This window comes from Mycobacterium sp. RTGN4 (assembly GCF_033804635.1).
GTDB lineage: Bacteria > Actinomycetota > Actinomycetes > Mycobacteriales > Mycobacteriaceae > Mycobacterium.
Genome location: NZ_JAPZLB010000007.1, coordinates 387,262 through 409,151, shown reverse-complemented (window position 1 = coordinate 409,151; position 21,890 = coordinate 387,262). Strand labels below are relative to the sequence as shown.

General features: G+C 65.6%; 18 protein-coding genes. 4 read left to right on the top strand and 14 right to left on the bottom strand.

The genetic code is table 11. The features are described from left to right. Positions 1 to 1,699 (bottom strand): condensation domain-containing protein (locus SLQ30_RS18110; RefSeq protein ID WP_319458329.1); only part of this gene is annotated, 1,699 nt, incomplete at its 3' end. A gap of 616 nt (positions 1,700 to 2,315) precedes the next feature. Here SLQ30_RS18110 and SLQ30_RS18105 point away from each other — a divergent pair. From SLQ30_RS18105 to SLQ30_RS18095, 3 genes are all read left to right on the top strand, one after another. Beyond that, on the top strand, positions 2,316 to 3,131 hold the full coding sequence (locus SLQ30_RS18105; protein ID WP_319447284.1) for an ABC transporter ATP-binding protein: 816 nt from the start codon (positions 2,316 to 2,318) through the stop codon (positions 3,129 to 3,131). Beyond that, a complete protein-coding gene (locus SLQ30_RS18100) occupies positions 3,128 to 4,732 on the top strand; it encodes an ABC transporter (RefSeq protein WP_319446948.1) in 1,605 nt (534 codons plus the stop codon). Before SLQ30_RS18105 ends, SLQ30_RS18100 begins: the two co-directional genes overlap by 4 nt. 492 nt (positions 4,733 to 5,224) lie before the next feature. After that, a complete protein-coding gene (locus SLQ30_RS18095; protein ID WP_319446949.1) occupies positions 5,225 to 6,475 on the top strand; it encodes a cytochrome P450 in 1,251 nt (416 codons plus the stop codon). Here the strand turns inward: SLQ30_RS18095 and SLQ30_RS18090 are convergent. The 8 genes from SLQ30_RS18090 to SLQ30_RS18055 all read right to left on the bottom strand — a co-directional run bounded on the left by SLQ30_RS18090 (position 6,459) and on the right by SLQ30_RS18055 (position 17,361). Further along, positions 6,459 to 7,142, bottom strand: a complete 684-nt coding sequence (locus SLQ30_RS18090) for a hypothetical protein (RefSeq protein WP_319446950.1) — start codon at positions 7,140 to 7,142, stop codon at positions 6,459 to 6,461. The two genes, SLQ30_RS18095 and SLQ30_RS18090, sit on opposite strands and share 17 nt — an antisense overlap. Positions 7,143 to 7,174: 32 nt before the next feature. Continuing rightward, on the bottom strand, positions 7,175 to 9,676 hold the full coding sequence (locus SLQ30_RS18085; protein WP_319446951.1) for a [protein-PII] uridylyltransferase: 2,502 nt from the start codon (positions 9,674 to 9,676) through the stop codon (positions 7,175 to 7,177). 80 nt (positions 9,677 to 9,756) lie between these two features. After that, positions 9,757 to 10,095: a P-II family nitrogen regulator gene (locus SLQ30_RS18080; RefSeq protein ID WP_029114932.1), complete on the bottom strand. Its 339-nt coding sequence runs from the start codon at positions 10,093 to 10,095 to the stop codon at positions 9,757 to 9,759. Positions 10,096 to 10,146: 51 nt separating this feature from the next. Next, positions 10,147 to 11,457 carry an ammonium transporter gene (locus SLQ30_RS18075; protein WP_319446952.1) on the bottom strand — a complete coding sequence of 437 codons (1,311 nt, stop codon included), beginning with the start codon at positions 11,455 to 11,457 and terminating at the stop codon, positions 10,147 to 10,149. A 191-nt stretch (positions 11,458 to 11,648) separates the two neighbouring features. Continuing rightward, complete coding sequence (ftsY, locus tag SLQ30_RS18070) at positions 11,649 to 12,953, bottom strand: signal recognition particle-docking protein FtsY (RefSeq protein ID WP_319446953.1); 1,305 nt, start codon at positions 12,951 to 12,953, stop codon at positions 11,649 to 11,651. 57 nt (positions 12,954 to 13,010) lie between these two features. Then, entirely contained in the window at positions 13,011 to 16,634 is a 3,624-nt protein-coding gene (smc, locus tag SLQ30_RS18065) for a chromosome segregation protein SMC (protein WP_319446954.1), read from the bottom strand. Between the two features lie 26 nt (positions 16,635 to 16,660). Next, positions 16,661 to 16,945 (bottom strand): acylphosphatase, encoded by a 285-nt coding sequence (locus SLQ30_RS18060; protein ID WP_319446955.1) that lies wholly within the window; start codon positions 16,943 to 16,945, stop codon positions 16,661 to 16,663. Between the two features lie 5 nt (positions 16,946 to 16,950). After that, complete coding sequence (locus SLQ30_RS18055; RefSeq protein WP_319446956.1) at positions 16,951 to 17,361, bottom strand: OsmC family protein; 411 nt, start codon at positions 17,359 to 17,361, stop codon at positions 16,951 to 16,953. A 186-nt stretch (positions 17,362 to 17,547) separates the two neighbouring features. Here SLQ30_RS18055 and SLQ30_RS18050 point away from each other — a divergent pair, with 186 nt between their 5' ends. Then, a complete protein-coding gene (locus SLQ30_RS18050) occupies positions 17,548 to 18,324 on the top strand; it encodes a hypothetical protein (RefSeq protein ID WP_319446957.1) in 777 nt (258 codons plus the stop codon). On the opposite strand, the gene mutM is transcribed toward SLQ30_RS18050, so the two are convergent. The 5 genes from mutM to coaD all read right to left on the bottom strand — a co-directional run bounded on the left by mutM (position 18,310) and on the right by coaD (position 21,882). Next, positions 18,310 to 19,167, bottom strand: a complete 858-nt coding sequence (gene mutM, locus SLQ30_RS18045) for a bifunctional DNA-formamidopyrimidine glycosylase/DNA-(apurinic or apyrimidinic site) lyase (RefSeq protein ID WP_319446958.1) — start codon at positions 19,165 to 19,167, stop codon at positions 18,310 to 18,312. The two genes, SLQ30_RS18050 and mutM, sit on opposite strands and share 15 nt — an antisense overlap. Before the next feature lie 5 nt (positions 19,168 to 19,172). Beyond that, entirely contained in the window at positions 19,173 to 19,877 is a 705-nt protein-coding gene (gene rnc, locus SLQ30_RS18040) for a ribonuclease III (RefSeq protein WP_319447285.1), read from the bottom strand. After that, the gene (locus SLQ30_RS18035; RefSeq protein ID WP_319446959.1) at positions 19,877 to 20,476 is read right to left on the bottom strand and encodes a DUF177 domain-containing protein; all 600 of its coding nucleotides are present in this window, start codon (positions 20,474 to 20,476) and stop codon (positions 19,877 to 19,879) included. Before SLQ30_RS18035 ends, rnc begins: the two co-directional genes overlap by 1 nt. Positions 20,477 to 20,525: 49 nt before the next feature. After that, the gene (gene sepIVA / locus SLQ30_RS18030; protein WP_319446960.1) at positions 20,526 to 21,263 is read right to left on the bottom strand and encodes a cell division protein SepIVA; all 738 of its coding nucleotides are present in this window, start codon (positions 21,261 to 21,263) and stop codon (positions 20,526 to 20,528) included. A 142-nt stretch (positions 21,264 to 21,405) separates the two neighbouring features. Beyond that, positions 21,406 to 21,882 carry a pantetheine-phosphate adenylyltransferase gene (gene coaD, locus SLQ30_RS18025; RefSeq protein WP_319446961.1) on the bottom strand — a complete coding sequence of 159 codons (477 nt, stop codon included), beginning with the start codon at positions 21,880 to 21,882 and terminating at the stop codon, positions 21,406 to 21,408. Between the last annotated feature and the right edge of the window lie 8 nt (positions 21,883 to 21,890).

The window sequence follows — 21,890 nt, the reverse complement described above, 5'->3', positions numbered from 1 at the left end:
CCAGTTCGGCAGTCGTGAGCACCGCCACCGGCGCGGCATCCTCGATCACAAACCGCAACCGGGCCGCCGGCACGTTCGGATCGATCGGCAGATACGCCGCCCCAGTCTTGAGCACCGCCAAGATCGCCACGACCGCCTCAGCCGAACGCTCCACCAGCAGCGCCACACACTCACCGGGACCCACACCCTGGCCAGCCAGCAGATGCGCCAACCGATTCGCCGACTCATCCAGTTCCCGGTACGTCATCGACCGGCCCTCGAAGCTGATCGCCACCGCCTCCGGGGTGCGAATGACGTGCTCGGCGAACAACACCGGAATCGACGCGGCCGCGGCCACGGACTGAGTCAACACCGCACGGTTGCCGACCCCATCCAACCGAGCATGCTCACCCCCATCGAGCAGATCCACCGACGACAAAGACCGACCCGGATCGGCAGTCATCGCCACCAACACCCGCTCTAACCGCCGTGCGAGATCGGCGACATCGGAGTTCGCAAAGAACTGTCCGGGGCCCACCGTGCTGAGAAAGACTTGATCGCCGTCTCTAAAGAAGACCAGCCCAAATTCGACGGGGCCAGCGTGAGTCAAGGTCCCCGATACCGCGGCGCCAGCAAGATCCGCCAAATGGGTAGCTGGAATAAAGTTGACAACTACCCGATTCGATGCCCGACCTGAACCACGGAGACGCCCCTTGTAATCAACGTGGTGCACCGGAAACCGTTGGTGCTGCAGCGCTTCTCGCATCCGTGTGTCGACATTTCGACAAAATTCAGCGACCGCAGACTCGGGCGGAGCCTTCAACACAAGCGGCACGAATCCGGAAACCATTCCGGCCACCATCTGAATTTCCGGACGCACACGTCTGCTTACTGGAAAATCGAGCACCACCTCCGGACTCTCGGTGTCGAACGCGCGCACCAGCAGTGCGCACGCTGCGGTAATCACCGACGACCGACGCGCCCCCAAACCCTTTGACAACAACTGGATTCCGGCTACGGCGGAAGGGTCCAATTGAACCGGCTCGGAAGGTTCATCCGAATCACGCCCGTCCGCAACGGAGGCCGCCAACCGATAACGCGGCTCACTTTCCGGTGGAAGGTTCGTGGTCCAATAGGCCTGATCATCAAGATAGTCGGTAGACGATTCGTATTCGATCTCGCAATTGACCAGATCACTCAGCGATCCAAAAAATGGAGGGGGAATCGGCGCGTCAGAAGCAATTGCATTGTAGATAACTGCAATCCGATGACAAACGAGGGTAATGCCGATTCCATCTACCACTATGTGATGGCAGCATGCGAAGAAATAAAATTCATCTATCCGTGTCTGCACCAACGCGAACTTGAACAGGGGGCCGCCAAGCGGCATCAGCGTTCGCTGGATAGTTGATGCCAGCCGGTAGGCGTCCTGCGCAGGATCCTGCGAGCCGATGAGGTCATAGCGAGCAAGCTCAACGACCGGGTACTCGACCGGCCTTTGGAAAACCTGGCCGTCCACCTCGAAAAAGCCAGCTCTAAGCGGTTCGGCCTCGCGTACCGCTTGAACGATCGACCGTTCGAGCAAATCAGGATCGACCGTGCCCTCGACACGGACGAGCTCGCCCAGCTGCCACTTCGCGCCGAAGCTACCCGTTTTCTGCGCAAGCCAGATGTCCAGCTGGCCCTGCGTCAACGGGAGGCCCCGTTCTTCGAGCTCCATGCGCGTCCCCCACCCGAAACGGACGACCGGTCAGGCACCCGGCCTCCCCCAGATTTCCCCAAACCTGAGTCGAACCAGTCATTGCAAACCCTACTGCCGCCAGACACCGTCGGTCCGGTGTTAGGGCAAAGTTTTTTGATGCGACTCCCGACGCCGCTCAGTACCTCGTGTGGCTGCCGCAGGTCTGTGCGCCGATTGCAGGGTCCTGATGTGACTGAAGTAGTTTTATCGCCCTGCGGCGTCCGCCGCCGAGCCGCGTGGGCCGCTCGAGGGCGTCGAAACTTTCGGCGCCCCGCTAGTTACTTCAGCTAACATTGGTTCGCCATGGCTGACACAGCTCAGCAATCGCTGCGCCGATCTTGTATGGCTCCAGCGCCGCCGTCGTAGCCACCCGCTGCGCTAGGCACATCTCGAGCTGCCGACGGGTCAGCGGAAGTGCCTGGTCATCGAGTTTCTGCGACCCACTCCACCCGCACGCGTTAGCCAGAGATCTCCGCGGAAGGTGACTTACCCTTCAGGCGTGGACTCTCCGGCGCGCACTGTTTTCAGCCCCGCCATACGTGTCGACGGTCTGACCAAACGATTCGGCCGTGTCTTGGCCGTCGACGAGCTGAGCATGACCGTCGCGCCCGGCGAGGTGTTCGGGTTCTTGGGCCCCAACGGTGCCGGCAAGTCGACCACTATCCGCCTGCTGGTCGGATTGATACGTCCCACCGCAGGCAGTGCAGCGATATTCGGTTGCCCTGCAGATGACGTCCGTCGATCCCATCGTCACATCGCGTACGTGCCCGCTGATGTTGCGCTGTGGCCGGCGCTGACGGGCGCCGAAATCCTTGAGTTGCTTGGCTGCGTGGGCCTCGGTGTGGACGCGGCCTACCGCGACGAGTTGGTCGACCGTTTCGATCTCGAGCTCGACAAGCCCGCCAGGACCTATTCGACTGGCAACCGACAGAAAGTGGCTCTTGTCGCTGCATTCGCGACACGGGCTCCCCTCCTCATACTCGACGAGGCGACGAGCGGCCTGGATCCACTGATGGAGCAAGAGTTTCGCGGCTGCGTCACGGAAGCACGCGAGCGGGGCCAGACGGTATTCCTCAGCTCTCACAAGCTGGCCGAGGTAGAAGCCTTGTGCGACAGGGTCGCAATTCTGCGCGCAGGGCGACTCGTCGAAATTGATGGCATCGCAGATTTACGTCGGTTGCGCAGGACCGTAGTCGAGGTGTCCTATCGCGGCGTTCAGCCTGCCCTCGGGAACATCGCGGGTGTGTCAAGCATCCAGCGGCTTGACGGTGATCGGTTGCGGTTCAGCCTGACTGGGCCACCGGTGGATGCGCTTCGAGCGCTTGCCGCAGCCGATATCACCGCGCTCGTCGTGCACGAGCCGACTCTCGAAGAGATCTTTCTCGACTATTACGGAGCGGCTGAACGATGACAGCCGCGCTGCCGCACCTCGCGCCGGGGCGGGCAGTGAGCTGGCTGGCCGTGCGTCAGCTTCGCCGTGGCGCCGTCGTGGTCGCCTTGATCTGCGGGGGTATGTCGGCGTTTTTCGCCAGCCAATACCAGACGATCCGCAGCCTGCTGAATGAATCAGATTTGCGCGCCATGGCGGGGAATCCCATCGAAAGGATCTTGTTGGGCCCACCGGCCGCGCTCGACGATCCAGGCGGTTTCACCGTCTGGCGCACCGGCACAGCCGTGTTGGTGCTCGCGAGCGTCTGGATCATGCTCGCTACCACACGGATCACCCGCGGCGAGGAGGATGCAGGCCGGTGGAATCTGCTCCTCGCGGGACGCTTGCGCATGGCCGACGTGGTCATCCACTGCCTGGCCGCACTCGTTGGAACCGCGACGATGATCGGCGTGGCCGTTGCGGCGGCCCTTTTGGCAGCCGGGACCGAACTGGCCGGGACGGTGATCTATGCAGCCGGGATCACCGGCGTCGCTTTGACTTTCGCCACGACAGCGTTGCTCGCAGCACAAGTCATGCCGGGGAGATCCAGTGCCACGGGACTAACGGTCGCAGCTCTGGGCGTTGGCCTGACGGTACGCATGATCGCCGATGGCTCACATCAACTGGCATGGTTGGCTTGGACGACACCATTTGGGTTGACCGCACGTACGGCCCCGTTCGCCGACAACCGCATCGTCCCGCTTATCGTGCTGGGCGCATTTCCGATCGTGCTGGCCGGTGCGGCCCTGTTCGCGGCGAGTCACCGAGATCTGGGCGATGGGATTGTGACGGTGTCGGATACCCGTCCTCAACGGACTCGATCGTTACAGAGCGTCGGCGGGTTCGCTCTTCGCCGCTCAGCGTGGACAACGCTCGGATGGGCGGCGGCCATTGCCGCGTCCTTCCTGCTGGCAGGCGCACTGCTCGCCTCGGTGATCGAGTACTTCCAGACGAACCCGCGTATCGGCGAACTGGCCGCTGCCGCAGGGGTGAGCGGCGTCGGGTCGGTGAACGTCTTCGCTGCGGCTCTGTTCAGCCTGCTCCCGGTTCCCACCGGGCTGTACGCCGCAATGCGTCTCGCGACGATGGTCGCCGACGAGAGGGCCGGTCGATGGACGTTGCTGTTCGCCCAACCAATTTCGCGCGTACGTCTGGTGTCCGCCGAGATCGCGGTCACGGTTGGCGGGGTGTTTGCCTTGCATTGCTCGGCTGCAGCCGCTATCTGGAGCGGCGCCAAAATCACCGGCGCCCCACTGCAGTTCGCCGATTCACTTGCGGGTGCGCTGAATCCCCTTCCCGTGGCATTGCTCGCGGCAGGGGCCGCTGCGGTGGGCGTCGGATGGTTCCCGTCTGCTGCCGGCGCGATCGGTGCGCTGCCAATTGTGGGCGGATTCCTGGTGAACGTGATCATGCAGACCTTCAAGGTGCCTGGCTGGGTCGCCACCCTGTCGCCGTGGGCTCACCTCGCCGCTGTACCCGCAACACCGCCTCATTGGGCGGCCGCCATCATTTTGCTGCTCATCGACGCGATCCTGGCCGCGACCGGTGTGTACGGATACGTCAAGCGCGATGCGGCAACGTGAGTAAGGCACGCCTCTAGTGGTGCGGGTGGGTCAGTATTCTGCGGTCGGCGGCGCGGGTTCGATGGTGGCTCGGGTTTGCCGGCGTAGCATGATCTCGACCAGCAAACACTGCTCAGAAACTTGAAGTTCCGGCTCGCTACGTGGGGAAATCCAGATGGGGTTGATACCGAATTTCAATGAACTGAAAGACACCTATGACGAAGCCTTCGTACTGCTCAGGCGCGCAGTCGACGCCCTAGAAAAGCTTGCGGCAGAACAGAAGCGCGCCAATGACCTGTATGCCGAAGTCAATCAGGCCCCACCGTCGAAACCTCGCAACGCAAGCAAGCTATAACCAGAGCAAACGCAAGTGGGGGCGACCCGCTGCGAGGCCGGGCTGCTGGTCGATCGTGGCCGGAATGGGGTCGTCAATCCGTCCCACATACTTTCGCACGCCCTTTGCGTACATCCGCCTAGCGCTTAACATTTGCATTGCAACGCGATGGAGGCAGAGTGAGCGGACTCGAGAACCTCGACTTCTTCACCGACAAGTCACTCGTCGATGACCCGTACGACTACTACGACGCGATCCGCCGTTGTCCCATACGGCGTGAGCCCGCGCACGGCGTGGTGATGGTGTCGGGGTATGACGAAGCCGTCGCCGTCCAACGCGACACCGACCGGACCCTATCGGTATGCAACATAGTCAGCGGCCCGTGGTCGGGGATTCCGATCGAAACCGACAGCGATGACATCTCGGAACTGATCGAGCGGCACCGCCAGAGGGTTACGTTCGGCGAATACTTCATAACGTTTGATCCTCCGAAGCACACCGCGCACCGCTCGCTGTTGAGCCGGTTGTTTACGCCGAAGCAGATCAAGAACAACGAAGACTTCCTGTGGCAGCTTGCCGACGAGCAGCTGAACCGCTTCACCGCGGACGGCAAGTGCGAGATGGTCCTTGACTACAACTTTCCGTTCACGCTCGACGCGATTACCGACCTGCTGGGCGTACCTGAGGCAGACCGTGAGCGATTCCGCCGTGCTGCGACAGCCAGCAGGCTCGAAGGCGAACGCAGCGGCTTCGTTGGCGTGAAAGAGGAGTGGTTCGTCGATTACATCGAGGATCGGCGGCGCGAGCCGCGCGACGACGTCCTCACCGAGCTTGCGCTGGCAAAATTTCCCGACGGCACGACACCCGGCGCGATTGACGTTGCCCGCGTCGCCACGTTCATGTTCGCTGCCGGCCACGGCACGACGATCGACCTGCTGAGTCTCGCGATGCTCAAGCTGGCCGAACGACCGGACTTGCAAGAGCAGCTGCGCGAAGACAATTCGAAGATATCCCCCTTCATCGAGGAGATGCTTCGCTTCGAAAGCCCAATCAAGTCGAACTTTCGCATGGCGCGGCGCACCACCAAGATCGGCGACATCGATGTGCGAGCTGGCACAAGCGTACTCGTCATGAACGGTGCGGCCAACCGAGATCCACGACGGTTCGATGAGCCCAACGAATTCCGACTCGACCGCCCAAATATTCTGCAACACATCGCATTCGGCCGTGGTATCCACACTTGTCCTGGCGCCCCGATCGCACGCGCCGAAGTGCGGGTGAGCTTGGAACGAATCCTTGATCGGATGGCCGACATTCGGCTTTCAGAGGCCCACCACGGTCCGGCAAGCGCTCGTCGGCTCCAATGGGACCGCACCTTTCTATTCAGGCGCCTCAAGGCATTACACCTCGAATTCACTCCGATTGCGTGAGCCGTTCGGTTTGCCACGACCGATGGAGCGCAGGCGAAGCGTCCCGCGTCGCCGGTGACCTGGAGTCGAAGGCCCAGCAGCACAGGCAGCCGACGACGAATGCGCCGACCCACAAGATCCAGCCGACGTACCAGCTGAGCAGCCAGGCACCGAGGACGGCGTTGGCCCATTCCAGTTGATACGCGAGTGAGGTGAGCACCGCGATGATGACCGCCGGAATCATCCCGAAGTACCAGGTGGAGTCCCGCCGGCGCGCGACTCCCCACGCCGCGACGAAGAGCAAGAGGGAGAGTCCGCTCCCGGCGTTACCGATCCACTGCAACACCGCGCCGTAGTCGGTGTAGTAGACCAACGCCAGCGTCACTAGGTCGAGCATCGACGCCAACAGGCCGAGCAGGGCCGCGGTGATCCGGGTCGTCGTCGTTCGGCCGCGCACTGCGACGACGACGATGAAGTAGACGTCCGTGGCCGCGGTCAGGGCCATGTTCCACACGTCGGAGCGGAACATCGACGACCCGCCGCCCGCGAATTGATAGACGACCGTGCTGCGGATGAAGAATGCGACGATCGTGGGCAGTAGCAGCGCCGCACTCACCATGGCCTCGGTAGCTGGCGCACGGTGCGCGTGACCACTCGCAGGCGGGGTGCCCGGACCTGGGGATGTCATTCGAGAATGATGGCCTACCGCACAGCGGTCCGCTAACTGGCCTCAGACACCGGCTTGGCAGGTGCCGGCGCAGGCAGCACCGCATAGAGGTCGCGTTCCAATTGCTCGCGCGCCGCGGTCGGGTCGAAGGCTTCGTCGTCGCTGAGGAGTGACGGCACCACGACCCCGAATGCATCGATGACCGACGAGCCAAGGGTGGTGACCTTCGCCCAGCCGATGTCCAGGCCGTCGCGTTCGATGACGGCGGTCAGCCGGGCCAGTAGGCCGGGACGGTCCAAGCTGCGGATCTGCACGACGAACTCGGACGGCGAAGCGCCGCCGAACCAGAGCACGCGCGGCGGGGCGGGCACGTGGCTGATCGGCACAGCGGCCGGAGTCTCGCCCGCCCGCGTCGTATTCGTCGCGGCGGCGTCACGGTCGCGGCGTTCGAGTGAGCCCATGACATCGAGGTCCCCACCGAGTGCCAACACGAATTGTTGACGGAGCAGTTCGGGCGGCGGTGGCGCACCGAAGTGTGGCGACACGACGAACGTGTTGATCGCCACGCCCTGGTGGCTGTTCACGGAGGCGGAGTGCACGCGCAGCGAGTTCAATGCCAACACCCCGGCAGCCTTCGACAGCAGGCCCCGACGGTCGGCCGCGATCATCGTGACCTGGAAGACGTGCGCGCCGTCGGCCGGCACCAGTTCGACGTGCACGCCACCGTCTGATGCCAACGAGAGATGATGCGGCTCAACGGGATCGGGGTGAGGCAAGGGTTCACCCGCCATCACCAACCTGCACCGCCTGACGAGGTCGCCGATGAGCGAGGCCTTCCAGTCGCCCCACACCCCGGGTCCGGTGGCCAGGGAATCGGCCTCGGCCAAGACGTGCAGAAGCTCGAGCAGGGTCGAGTCGCCGCCAAGGGCATCGACGACCGCCGCGATCGTGATGGGGTCCTGGAGGTCCCGGCGCGTGGCGGTGTCGGGCAGCATGAGGTGGAATCGGACGATCTTGGACAGCACCTCGACGTCGGACGGCCAAAGCCCGAGCCGGGTTCCGATCTGGGTCGCCAGGTCTGCCCCGATGACGCTGTGGTCGCCACCGCGACCCTTTCCGATGTCGTGACACAGCGCTCCGAGCAACAGGAGATCGGGGCGCGATACCCGTGTTGTGAATGCACTTGCCCGCGAGACGGTTTCGACGAGGTGGCGGTCGACGGTCCAGATGTGCACCACATCCCGCGGCGGGAGGTCACGAACCGCGCCCCATTCCGGGAAGAGCCTGCCCCACAGCCCGGTTCGATCAAGCGCCTCGACCGTGGTCACGGTGGCGGGACCCGCCGCAAGCATCACCAGCAGGTCCTTGAGTGCTTGGCGTGGCCACGGCGTCCGCAATTCGGGTGCCGCCGCGGCCAGTCGGCTCAATGTCGACGCAGCCATCGGGAGCCCGGTGGTGGCCGACGCCGCGGCGACACGCAGGATCAGACCCGGATCGCGTTCGGGTCGGGCGTCGCGCGCGAGGATGACCTCGCCACCGAATTCGATGACACCTTCGTCGAGCGGCCGCCGCACCGGGCGACGGAGCGCGGCAAAACCACGGCGCGGCAACGCGTTCCCCGCCGTGCGCAGTCCGGCATCGACGTAGTAGCTGATGGTGCGTGCGGCGTCGCTGAGCACGCGGGCCAGATCGAATCGGTCGCCGATGTGCAATGCGGCGCCGATCTCGTCTGCGAACTGGGCGAGGAGCATCTCGCGTCCCTTGCGCGAGACGCGGTGTAGTTCGGTGCGCACGTTCAGCAGCGAAAGGTGCGCATCGCCAAGCGTGCCCATCGGAGACGACAGCGCCCGGCTGGGGTAGCCGTCGGCAAGCTGCGCGATCGCGAGCGCGTTGAGGAGTTGAACGTCGCGCAGTCCGCCGCGGCCGTTCTTGAGGTCGGGTTCGGCGCGGTGCGCGATCTCACCGCTGCGCTGCCAGCGGGCGTGCGTGTGTTCGACGAGTTCGTCGAAGCGCGAGGCGATTCCGGTACGCCACTGTCGACGTGCACCCCCGACCAAGAGCGCCGAAAGGTCGGAGTCGCCCGCGATGTGCCTGGCATCGATCATGGCCAGGCCTGCCGAGATGTCCTCGCCTGCAACCTGTAGCGCCTCGGGCACGGTGCGAACGCTGTGGTCGATCGGAATGTTGGCGTCCCACAATGGGTACCAGAGCAGCTCCGCGACCTGGGTGACCACGTCACGCGGCATGTTGTCGTGCACGAGCGTCAGATCCAGATCGGAGTACGGCAAGAACTCGCCGCGACCGAGCCCTCCCGTGGCCACGATGGCGAACCCGCTGGTGGCGGTGATGCCGATCTCGGTTGCCTTGGTGGTGAGCCAGAATTCGTTCAGGTCCAGCAGGGCATCGCGCAGGGCCGCCGAGTCCAGCTGGCGGGCCCCGCCTTTGAGCAACTGCTCGGCGGCGGTCGCCAGGTCCTTGGCCGGACGCGACGAACCCGCCGCCGGAGCCTTCCATCTATCGGCTCCGGCGGCGGGATCTGGTGTCTGCTTTGCCATCTGGTTGTCCTCCCCCGGCGTTTGGGAATTGATGCGTAAATTCGTTGTGCGCCGGGAGACGACGTCAGATCACGGGTGCATCAGATGGCGTCGGTCCCCCGCTCACCGGTGCGTACCCGCACCACGGTGTCAACCGGACTTACCCATACCTTGCCGTCACCAATCTTGCCGGTGCGGGCCGCTTGGACGATGACGTCCACCACCTTGTCGACAGCGGAGTCATCGACAAGGACCTCAACCCGCACCTTCGGCACGAAGTCGACGGAGTACTCCGCACCGCGGTAAACCTCGGTGTGGCCCTTCTGGCGGCCGTAGCCCTGCACTTCGCTGACCGTCATTCCGAGGATGCCCGTCTGCTCGAGCCCCGTCTTGACGTCTTCGAGCGTGAACGGCTTGACGATCGCAGTGATCAACTTCATTTGGTCGAATCCTTCCGGGTCATTCTCGAGGCCCCTATCAATACTTCCCGATCACGCGAGTTCATAAGCCGTTTCCGCATGCTCGGATTCGTCGATGCCAGTCGCCTCTGCTTCTTCGTCAAGGCGCAATCCAATCGTGAACTTCACGACGTAGGCGATGATTGCCGTACCAATGGCCGAGTACGCGAGCACCGCGAACGCGCCAATCGCCTGCTTGATCAACTGGTCGAAACCTCCACCGTAGAACAGACCCGTAACCGCCGCAGGCGCCTCGGGTGCGGCGACCAAGCCGACCATCAGGGTGCCCAGCAGGCCGCCGACCAGGTGAACGCCGACGACGTCAAGGGAATCGTCGAAGCCGAGCTTGAACTTCAATCCGACGGCGAGCGCACACACGACACCGGCCAGGAGCCCAATGATCAGTGCCCCAACGGCATTGACCGACGAACAGGACGGAGTGATGGCAACGAGTCCGGCCACGATGCCCGAGGCCGCACCGAGTGTGGTGGCATGGCCGTCCCGAATCCGTTCAGTGATCAACCATCCGAGCATCGCGGTACCCGTGGCGATGGTCGTTGTGATGAACGTCGCACCGGCGATACCGTTGGAGCCAACGGCCGAACCGGCGTTGAACCCGTACCAGCCGAACCACAGCAGACCCGCGCCCAACATGACGAACGTCAGGTTGTGCGGCCGCATCATCGTGCCCGGCCAGCCGATGCGCTTACCGAGGATGAGACACAGCACCAGACCGGCGGTTCCGGAGTTGATGTGGACCGCGGTACCACCCGCGAAGTCGATTGCCTTCAGCTGGTTCGCAATCCACCCACCCTTCTCACCGGTCACGCCGTCGAAGGCGAAGACCCAGTGCGCGACGGGGAAGTAGACGAACGTCGCCCATAGCCCCGCGAAGAGCAGCCAGCCGCCGAACTTCAACCGGTCGGCGACCGCACCCGAGATCAGCGCGACGGTGATGATGGCGAACATCAACTGGAAGGCGACGAACACCGTTTGGGGAATCGTGCCCGCCAACGGAATTGCCACCGCAGCGTCTTCGGGCTTCAGCTGCGCGTACACGCCGCCGATGAGGCCCTTGAGGCCCCAGTACTGAGTGGGATCGCCGACGAAGTTGAACTTGTCGGAGCCAAAGGCCATCGAGTAGCCGTAGAGCACCCACAACACCGTTATGACGCCCATGGCGCTGACGCTCATCATGATCATGTTGAGCACGCCCTTGGCGCGGACCATGCCACCGTAGAAGAACGCCAGACCTGGCGTCATCAGCAGCACGAGCGCGGCGCTCGCCAGCATCCATGCGGTATCCCCACTATCGGGGATACCCATTATCGGAAATCCGTCCACTCGCCGATTCCTCCTTCGCCCATGCCACCGGCAGGCACCGTTGACCTAGGCCAAGACAATGCTGAGTGGTTGTTTCGGCGATGGCGCGCCTGTGTTTCGCTCGTGTGAACGGATCGGCGGATTGCGTTTCGCATGCGTTAACCGCCTCGTCACACCGCTGGCGAACTCGAAGCGCGGTTGCGGCGCGAATGTCAACCAAGCAGGGCGTCGACGAATGCGGCTGGCTCGAACGGAGCCAGATCGTCGGGGCCTTCACCAAGCCCAACCAGCTTCACGGGGACGCCGAGCTCCTGTTGAACGCGAAAAACAATCCCGCCCTTGGCTGTTCCGTCGAGCTTGGTCAGGACCACACCGGTGATGTCGACGACTTCGGCGAATACCCTGGCTTGCGCCAGCCCATTCTGACCGATCGTCGCATCCAGCACGAGCAGTACCTCGTCGACCGCAGCGCGTTTGCTCACCACCCGCTTGACCTTGCCGAGTTCATCCATCAGACCCGTCTTGGTGTGCAGCCGGCCCGCGGTGTCGATGACGACCACGTCCGCGCCCGACTCGATGCCCTTGTCGACTGCATCGAAGGCGACCGACGCCGGGTCGGCCCCCTCGGCGCCGCGCACTACCTCCGCGCCGACACGCGAGGCCCAGCTCTGCAATTGGTCGGCAGCGGCCGCCCGGAAGGTGTCGGCGGCACCGAGCACGACCCGACGCCCGTCGGCCACGAGCACGCGCGCCAGCTTCCCGACGGTGGTGGTCTTACCCGTTCCGTTGACCCCGACGACGAGGAGCACCGACGGCTTGTGCTCGTGCGGCAATGCCTTGATGGAGCGGTCCAGGTCGGGTCGCAGCTCCGAGATCAACACTTTGCGGAGCACGGCGCGCGCGTCTGCCTCGGTCCGGACGTTGGTGCTGGCCATCCCGGCGCGCAGGGCGGCCACCACCGACTGGGTGACGGTCGGGCCGAGGTCCGCGACGAGCAGCGTGTCTTCGACAGTCTCCCAGGACTCTTCGTCGAGGTCACCGCCGCCGAGCAGGCCGAGCACGCTGCGGCCGAGCGAGTTCTGCGACTTTGCCAACCGGCCGCGCAGCCGTTCCAGCCGACCTTCCGCAGGCTCGATGTCGTCGACTTCCGACACCGTCGGCGCGCTCGGGGTGACCTCGGGTGCGGTCGGAACCTGCTCGGGCTCGGGTAGCTGCACGTCCGAGATCGATCGCTTCGGCGCGTCGCGCGGGATCGTCGCATCGTCGCCGACCGCGGGCAGCCCCTCGGTGTCCAGGCGACCGGGCGGACGCGTGGCCGGCTCGGGTGTCTGCGTGGGTGCTCGGGTGAAGGAGATGTCCGTCGAGGCCGTATAGCCGCCGGATCGGTCGATCGACTTGTCGGGTTCCGGCTTCGTCAACGTGACTTGGCGCTGGCGATACCGCACCAACCCGAAGATCAGTGCGGCTACGAGCAGGAGGACGACGATCGCAAGCGCGACCCAGAAACCTTGCGACACGCTGCCATTGTCTCAGTAGGGGTGGAGGTGAGTTTCCACCCGTCGCCGAATGTGCCGTCAGGCGCTGGTGACCATCGATTCCCCCCGGTCGCTCCGCTCCTGCCCCGCCGGAACCTCCTGGCCGCGCATGCGTTGCGAGATCACCGTCGTGATGCCGTCGTCGCGCATGGTGACGCCGTACAACGCATCGGCGACCTCCATCGTCGCCTTCTGGTGGGTGATCACGATGAGCTGCGAGCGTTCCCGCAGCTGCTCGAACAAACTGATGAGCCTGCGCAGGTTGACGTCGTCCAGCGCGGCCTCGACCTCGTCCATCACGTAGAACGGCGACGGGCGGGCCCGGAAGATCGCGACCAGCATCGCTACCGCGGTCAACGACTTCTCGCCGCCGGACAGCAGCGACAGCCGCTTGATCTTCTTGCCCGGCGGGCGGGCCTCGACCTCGATGCCCGTGGTCAGCATGTCGTCGGGGTTGGTGAGAAACAGCCTGCCTTCGCCCCCGGGGAACAGCGTGGCGAATACCTGCGTGAACTCGCGTTCGACGTCGTAGTAGGCCTCGGCGAACACCTGCAGGATGCGGTCGTCGACGTCGGCGATGACGTCGAGCAGGTCCTTGCGGGCCGCCTTGACGTCCTCCAACTGCGTGGAGAGGAAGTTGTAGCGCTCCTCCAGCGCCGCGAACTCCTCGAGCGCCAGCGGGTTGACCCGGCCGAGCTCGTTGAGCTCACGCTCGGCCTTCTTGGCACGTCGCTCCTGCGTCGGCCGGTCATACGGCATCGGCGCAGGGGCGATGACCTGCTCGCCACGCTCCCTGGCTTGCTCGTACTCGGCCAGCTCGAGTTCGGTCGGCGGCAATGGAACGTCGGGCCCGTATTCGGCCACCAAGTCTGCGGCCGCCATGCCGAACTGCTCGAGCGCGTGGGCTTCGAGCTGCTCGATGCGAAGGGCCGCTTGGGCTTTCGTGACCTCGTCGCGGTGAAGCGCGTCAGTCAGCGCGGTGATCTTGGTGGTTAGTTCGGCGACTTCCTGACGGACTGCGGCCAACGCCTCGGTGCGCACCCGGCGCTCGGCGGCCAGTTCGTCGCGATTGCGCGAAGCCACTCCGACGGACGCGCTCACCTTCGCCGCGATCAGCCGTCCCGACTCCGCGACCGCTGCGGCGACGGTCGCGGCGTGTTCACGGGCCGCTCGCACGCGCTGGGCGCGCAGTCGGCTCTCCCGTTCGGTGGCGGCAGCGCGGCGCAGCGAATCCGCCCGGCCCCGAACGGCGTTCGCGCGTTCCTCAGCGGTCCGAACGGCCAACCGGGCCTCGACCTCGGCGGACCGAGCGGCCTCGGCGGCGATCACCATTTCCTGGCGGTCCGTCGGCTCGGCGTCGAACGTCGGCGACTGCTGCGCGTTGTGCAGCCGGGTCTCGAGTTCGGTCAGCTCCTCGACCGTGGAAGTTCGGCTCACCTCGAGCTCGTCGCGCTGGCGCATCAGCCGCTGAAATTCGTCCCCGGCAGCGCGGGCATCCTGCCCGAGTCGGCCCAGTTGTTCGTAGATCGACGAGATCGCGGCATCGGACTCGTTGAGCGCGGCAAGCGCGTGTTCGGCGGCATCCCGGCGGGCCGACTGCTCGGTGAGCGCACCCGAGAGCGCGGCGGTCATTTCGTTCACCTGGCGCTCCGAGGCAGCCAACTCCGTGCGCGCCTTCTCGATCTCCGACGTGATCTCCAGCGTGCTCGGCTTGCGGTCGGAGCCGCCGCTGACCCAGCCCGCGCCGACCAGATCGCCGTCGACGGTGACGGCCTTCAACTGTCGATGAGAGGCCACCAGGTCGAGCGCGGTCGCCAGGTCGCGAACCACCACGACGTTGGCGAGCATCGCGCTCAGCGCTCCCCGCAGCCGGCCGGGCGCGTCGACCAGCTCGAACGCCCACGCAGCGCCCTCGGGTAGCTGATCACGTTGCGTTGCTTCAACTTCGGGCCAATCACCGAGCACAATGGCGGCGCGACCGCCATCCGCGGCCTTGAGCGCGGCCACCGCCGATCGCGCGGCCCCGAAGTCGTCGGCGGCAAGTGCGTCGGCCGCCGAACCGAGCACCGCCGCGACGGCGATCTCGTAGCCCGGCCGGACCCGGACCAGCTTCGCGACGGACCCGAAGAGTCCGGCGCCACCGTGATTCTTCTGCAGCCACGCGGCCCCGTCGCGACGGTCGAGGCCGACGGCGAGCGCATCGATCCTGGCCCGCAACGAGGCCACCTGCCGTTCGGCGTTGCGCTCGCCCGCCTGCAGTTCGGTGACGCGTTCGTCCGCCAACCGCAACGAGGTGACCGAGCGGTCGTGGTTCTCGTCGAGCCCCGCCTCGCCTGCGTCAAGTTCGCCAACGCGGCTCTGGACCGTTTCGAACTCGGCCTTGGCTTGCTGGGTCCGGTTGGCGGCGTCCTCGATGCCCACGGTCAGGCGCGCAACGCTCTCGTCGATCGACTCGACACGGGTGCGCATGGTGTCCACTTGGCCCGCGAGCCGGGCCAGGCCTTCACGCCGATCGGCTTCCGCCCGCACCGCCGCGACGTGCGCGCGTTCCGCTTCCGCGGCGAGCCGTTCCCGCTCGGCCAGCTCGGAGCGGTAGGCCTCCAGCAGCTCCCGCGAGTGGGCCAACTCGGCGATCAGTTCCCGTTCGTGTTCGGCGACCTGCTCGGCCTCGGCCTCCAGGGCCTCCGGGTCGGCGCCAGCAGACGCCTCGGGTTCGGCGTCCAAGAGTTGCGCCCGCTCGGTCGCGATGCGGACGGTCGCGCTGACCCGCTCGGCCAACGCCGACAACCGGAACCACGTCTGCTGGGCAGCCTCTGCGCGTCCCGTCAGGCCGGCGACCGCCGTTTCGTGCGTGGTGAGCTCGAGCGCGGCTTCGTCCATGCGGGTGGCGAGCTCGTCGTGTTCACGACGCAGCGTGGTCTCGGTCTGATTGGTGTCGTTGAACTCCGCCTGCCTGGTCGTCAGGTCGTCGGCGGCCAGGCGCAGCCGCGCATCACGCAGATCCGCCTGGATGGTCTGGGCCCGGCGGGCCATCTCGGCCTGACGGCCAAGCGGCTTGAGTTGACGGCGCAGCTCGGTGGTGAGGTCGGTGAGCCTGGCCAGATTCGCCGACATCGAGTCGAGCTTGCGGACCGCCTTTTCCTTGCGCTTGCGGTGCTTGAGCACGCCCGCGGCTTCCTCGATGAACGCGCGCCGGTCCTCAGGTCGGGACTCGAGGATCTCCGAGAGCTTGCCCTGTCCCACGATCACGTGCATCTCGCGGCCGATGCCGGAGTCGCTCAGTAGCTCCTGGACATCCATCAATCGGCAACTGCTGCCGTTGATTTCGTATTCGCTGGCCCCGTCGCGGAACATCCGCCGGGTGATCGAGACCTCCGAGTACTCGATGGGCAACGCGTTGTCGGAGTTGTCGATCGTGACGGTCACCTCGGCGCGACCGAGCGGCGCACGCGTCGACGTGCCGGCAAAGATGACGTCCTCCATCTTGCCGCCACGTAGCGTCTTGGCGCCCTGCTCACCCATCACCCAGGTCAGCGCGTCCACGACGTTGGACTTGCCCGATCCGTTGGGGCCGACGACGCACGTGATGCCGGGTTCGAAGCGCAGAGTCGTCGGCGATGCGAAGGACTTGAAGCCCTTCAGCGTCAGACTCTTGAGATGCATGACCTGAAACCCTACCGCCGAGGTGGCTACCGTTCGGCGAACCCCTCGATCGGGTCGCCGGCTGTCGACCAGTCGACGATGACGGCATCGACGTGGCCCGGGGTTGCGCCGCCTTGCAGCAGGTCCAGCAGGCGCTGACACCCCGGCCGAGAACCCTGCGCGACGACGTGCACGCGGCCGTCCGGTTTGTTCGCGGCGAAGCCGCTCAACCCGAGTTCGAGCGCCCGCGCGCGGGTCCACCAACGGAAGCCAACGCCTTGCACGCGGCCATGCACCCAGGCGTTCAGCCGGACGTCGGGCTCATCCGACATTGGGCTCATCCAACATCGGCCACCGTCAGGGTCACCTCGGTCCCCGACTTCAGCGTCCGCCCGACGGTGCACGCCTTGTCGATCGACCGCCTCACGATCGTCAGCAGCTTGACCCGGTCCTCCTCCGAAAGGCTCGACAGATCGACTTCGAGGCGTTCCTCGAGCAGCGGGTACCGCTCTTGTTCCCGGTCGGCGGCACCGGACACCTTGATGGTGGCCTCGTAGTCGTCGCCGAGTCGGCCGCGCAACGGATGGTCACTGCTCATGCCACTGCACGCGGCCAGTGCGATCTTCAGCAGTTCACCGGGTGTGAAGACACCCTCGACGTCCTCCGAACCCACCAACACCTCGGCGCCGCGTGAGCTGCGACCGGTGTACCGACGCACCCCAGTGCGCTCGACCCAGAGATCTGTCATGTCCTCGTTCCTACCTTGTCGACGTCGCGAGACCGCAATGTGAAAACCCTCGATACGTTGCGACGATTCCCGTGGGCACACCCTGCCAACGCACGGGCGACACGCTGCGGAGCGCGCCGGGAGCCAGCGCATTCACACGCGGCCACGGTACGTTTCAAGGAGCACAATGCACAGGAGCACATGCGAATGACCTACTTACCACCCGACTCGGGTGTCCCCGGCGGCCAGCCCTGGCCGCCGCAGCAGCCGCCTCCCGGCCTCGGTAACCCGCAGGGCTACCCACAAGAGGCTCCGGGCTATGCGCCCCAGTACCCGCAGTCGTATCCCGGATACGGCCAGCCGGGTTACGGCTACCCGCAGCCGGGATACGGGTACCAACCGCAACAACCACAGGGCTACGGGTATCCCCCCCAGGGTTTCCCGCCTCCCGGGTACCCGCCTCCGGGCTTCCCGCCTCCCAAGTCGGGTGGCTCGGGCAAGTGGTGGCTCATCGGCGGCGCGGCAGTGCTGGCCGTCATCGGCCTGGTGCTGGCAATCGTGTTGGGCACCAGTTCCGACGGCAAGGGCCCGAGCTCGAACGCTTCGGGGCGCGCCGGTAGCTCCGGATCTTCTGACGAGGACCAAATCCGCAGCCTGCTGACCTCGCCGACGGGCGGCACCGATCCGCAACAATTGCTGGAACAGCACTTCTGCCAGAACGACCAAGAGGTGTTCAAGAAGCTGGGCGGCTTGGGTGCGCTCGACGTGCCCGGCGGCATGGACGGCAAGCCCGCGCCATCGGTTTCGATCTCCGACATCAAGGTCACCGGAAGCAAGGCCACGGCCGACCTGACGGTGGGCGGAAGCCAAAACCCCGGACTTCCCAGCAGCACCATCTACTTCCGCAAGGAATCCGGGGAGTGGAAGTTCTGCATGACGGATTCGCCGGCGCTCTCAGGCCTTCCGGGCCTAGGCGGTCACTGATCTCGGACGCGGTTGACAGCGTGGGCAGTAGTAGGACGACCGGGTCATGAACTTGTCGCGGCGCATCACCGCGCCGCACCGGTGGCACGGAAGTCCTTCGCGCCCATAGGCGTCGAGCGAACGGTCGAAGTAGCCCGACTCGCCGTTGACGTTGATGTAAAGCGAATCGAACGACGTGCCACCCTGCCCAAGTGCGTCCGTCATCACGGCGGCCGCGTGGTCGAGTATCGACGCCAGCTTCGGCTTCGACAACGTCTCCGCGATCCTGACCCCGTGGACCTTCGCGCGCCACAACGACTCGTCGGCGTAGATATTGCCGATCCCCGACACCACGGTTTGGTCGAGGAGTTGCCGTTTGATCTCGGAGTGCTTGCGCTGCAACACCTTTACCACTGCATCCCGATCGAACCGGGGGTCCAGTGGGTCGCGGGCGATGTGCGCGACGGGCTCGGGCAGCTCGCTGCCATCGACGGTCACCAGGTCGGTCAGCATCCACCCACCGAACGTGCGCTGGTCGACGAAGCTCATGGCGGTACCGTCATCGAGCAGGGTGGCGATGCGCAGGTGTTCGGTCTTCGCGACCGCGCCGAGCAGCATCTGCCCACTCATCCCGAGGTGCACGACCAGCGCTTCGCCGCTGTCGAGCGTCAGCCATAGGTACTTCCCGCGCCTGCCGGTGCCAACGATGCGCGTGCCGAGCAGGCGGGCGGTGAGGTCGGCCGCCCCGGCCTCGTGGCGGCGCACCGCACGCGGGTGGTGCACCCGCACCGCGGTGAGTTCGCGACCGACGACGTGATCGGCGAGCCCACGCCGCACCACCTCGACTTCGGGGAGTTCGGGCATCGGTGTCAGTCAACCTGGTCCGGTAGGGCGTCCAGCGCCTTGTACGCGGCCTCGGCCGCATGCTGCTCGGCCTCCTTCTTGGTGCGCCCCGCGCCCGCGCCGTAGCCGACGTCGTTGACGACGGCCCTGGCGGTGAAGTGCTTATCGTGCTCGGGCCCGGTCGAACTCAGCACGTACGACGGGACGCCCAATCGACGTGCGGCGGCCAGTTCCTGGAGGCTGGTCTTCCAGTCCAGTCCGGCGCCGAGGCTGGCCGCGGTGTTCAGCACCTCTCCGAAGAGCCGGATGATGGCCTCCCGCGCGACCTCGTGTCCGTGCTGGACGTAGATCGCGCCCAGAAGCGACTCGAGCCCGTCGGCGAGCAGGCTGGACTTCTGCGCCCCTCCGCTGCCGACTTCGCCACGACCGAGCAGCAGGTACGCCCCAAGGCCGTCCTCGGCGAGCCCGCGGGCGATCCGCGCCAACGCCTGGGTATTGACCACCGCCGACTTGAGCTTGGCCAGTTCGCCTTCGGTGCGCTCGGGATACTTGGTGAAGATCTCGGCCGTCACGACCAGCCCGAGCACCGCGTCACCAAGGAACTCGAGCCGCTCGTTGGTCGGAAGCCCTCCGGCCTCATAGGCATAGCTGCGATGCGTCAGTGCGATGGTCAGCAGCTCGTCGTCCAGGTCCACCCCGAGCGCCTTGAGCAGGGGCGAACGGTCATCGATCACGAAGGGGCTCCGGATCCGTCGGGCTCCTGTTCGCTGGGCACGATCGTGGAGAGCTTGGCCCAGCGGGGGTCGATCGCGTCGTGGCGATGGTCGGGCCCGGCACTGGCCAATGGGGTTCCGCACGCGACGCAGAGCCCCGCGCAGTCCTCACTGCACACCGGTGCGAACGGCAACGCCATCCCCACGGCGTCGATGATGGTCTGTTCGAGGTCGACGCAGTCGCCGTCCCGATCCGTGACGACGTGCCCGACCTCGTCGTCCTCGGTGGTGGCCTCGGTGTCGCTGCCCTCATATGCGAACAGCTCGGTGATGTCGACGTCGACGTGGCCGGTGATGGGCGTCAGGCAGCGCGCACACTCGCCGGCGGTCGCAGCGGACACCGTGCCGGTGACGAGCACTCCCTCCGACACCGACTGCAGCGTCAGGTCGAGTACCAGCGGCGTGCCCTGCGTGATGCCGATGAGGTCGACACCCATGCGATCGGGAGCAGGCACTGTCTCCTGCACGGTCTTCATCGAGCCGGGTCGTCTGCCGAGTCGGGTGATGTCGATCGCGAGCGGCGAGCGGGCGCCGCGAGGTGCACCATGGGTCGGCATGGCGGCAATCCTACGACCGGGTCGATATACCTTCCGACCCGTGCAAGCGTTAGCGCTGCGCGTAGTCGTGCGTGCCCGCGGCGGTGCGCAACTGGTGTCGGCCTCGACCGACTGATCGCAGCGTGCCGTTCAGGTAGTCCTCGAACTCCGCGAGCTTGCTGTCGACGTAGATGTCGCACTCCCCGCGCAGTCGGTCGGCCTCGGCGTGCGCCGCATCGATGAGGCGGGTGGCCTCTGCGGTTGCGGTCTGAACGATCTCCGTCTGCGCGACGAGTCGCTGCTGTTCCTTGATGCCTTCCTGAACGGCCTTCTCGTAGGAGAGGTTTCCGTTTTCGATCAGGCGGTCGGCTTCGCCCTTCGCCCGGCCGGTGCTGGCCTCGTACTCGCGTTTCGCCGTCGCTGCGATGCGCACGGCCTCGTCGCGGGCCTCACCGACCATGCGTTCGGTGTGCTGCCTGGCCTCGGCGACCATCCGGTCGGCCTGCCCCTTGGCGTCCGCGAGGATGCGATCGGCCTCTGCCCGCGAGTGGTTGACCAGCGAATCCGCCTCGGTGGTCGCCGTGGACACCATGTGGTCGGCGTGTTCCTTGGCTTCCCGCAGCATTCCGTCGCGGGCGTCGAGCACGTCCTGGGCGTCGTCGAGTTCGCCGGGGATCGCGTCCTTGATGTCGTCGATCAACTCGAGCACGTCGCCGCGGGGCACCATGCAGCCCGCCGTCATCGGGACCCCGCGGGCCTCTTCGACGATCGCGCCGAGCTCGTCGAGCGCCTCAAATACTCGGTACACGGCAACACCCTCCAGGTTAGGTCGTTGTGACTATTGTGCCTGGTGTTACTCGTGTGACTGGGTGCGCCACGCCGGTAGCCGTTGATACGGGTTTGCCACGAGATCGGGCGCCGACCCGGCGCCCAACCGGATCCGCCGGCCGTCAGCCAGCCAATTTGTCGCCGATTCTCCTGTTGACCGAATCCGGCAAGAGCGCGGTGACGTCACCGCCCAGCATCGCGACCTCCTTGGCGAGCGACGACGATACGAACGAATAGCGGGGCCTGGTCGCCACGAAGAACGTGTCGATGCCGGCGATGTGCTTGTTCATCTGCGCCATCTGTAGTTCGTATTCGAAGTCAGTGCCCGTGCGAAGTCCCTTGACGATCGCGGTGAGGCCGCGGGCCTTCACGAAGTCGACGACCAACCCCGAGCCGGATTCGACGCGGAGGTTGGGCAGGTGTTCGCACGACTCCTCGATCATGGCGATGCGCTCTTCGGGCGTGAACATGCCTTGCTTGCTCGGGTTGATCAGCACCGCGACGACAACCTCGTCGAACTGGGCAGCGGCCCGCTCGAAGACGTCGATGTGACCGAGCGTGACGGGGTCGAACGAACCGGGGCATACGGCGCCACTCATGTCCGACG